Annotated in this window: 1 protein-coding gene; it reads right to left on the bottom strand. The window is 64.4% G+C overall.

What is annotated here, in order from left to right:
- Positions 1–21: 21 nt before the first annotated feature.
- Positions 22–825, bottom strand: an 804-nt coding sequence (locus AC1D14_RS22570; protein ID WP_476969234.1) for an IS30 family transposase, incomplete at its 5' end; no start/stop codon positions are given.

Below are 825 nucleotides of genomic sequence, written 5' to 3'. Positions count from 1 at the left end.
GGTCGTTGCAACACCTGTTGGTTAGGTGGTTAGTAGTAAAGCACGTAAACGCTCGGCTGGGGTTTCCCAGCCGAGCGTTTTACGTGGCCGGCCGTTGAGTTTCTGAGCGACGAGTTCGAGGTCTTCGGGACCGTAGACGGACAAATCCGTGCTCTTGGGGAAGTACTGGCGCAGCAGCCCATTGGTGTTCTCATTCGAGCCGCGCTGCCAGGGGCTGGCGGGGTCGCAGAAGTAGACGTTCATGTCCGTGGCCATGGTGAAGGATTTGTGGGCTGCCATTTCGGAGCCCTGGTCCCAGGTCAGGGAGCCTCGCAGGTGCGCGGGCAGGGCCGTCATGGCGGTGACGAGTCCGTCCCGGACTGCTTCGGCGCCGTGATCCGTGGGCAGGTGGACGAGCATCACGTACCGGCTGGTGCGTTCGACCAGGGTGGCGATCGCGGACYGGTTCAGTGTCCCGGTGATGAGGTCTCCTTCCCAGTGCCCGGGGATGGCCCGGTCCTCGATTTCGGGCGGGCGTTCGGAAATCATGATCATTGGGTCCGCGAACCGGGACCGTCGTTCCGCGGAGTTGTTGTGGGGGTGGCGGYGGGCGCGGCCGGTGCGCAGGGCGGCCTGGATTTCGCGTTTGAGGCCGCCCCGGGCCTGGAGGTAGAGGGCCTGGTAGATCGTCTCGGGGCTCACGCGCATCTCCTGGTCATCGGGGTGGTCCGTGACCAGCCTGTGCGATATCTGCTCCGGTGACCATTCCAGACCCAGTCCTGCCTGCACGTAATCCCGCAGTTTCGACTCGCCGGTCAGTTTCGCTGTCTTGGGACGGGCTCTGCG

Source organism: Arthrobacter sp. P1_B11, from assembly GCF_056406715.1.
This window is presented reverse-complemented; position numbering and strand designations above follow the sequence as displayed.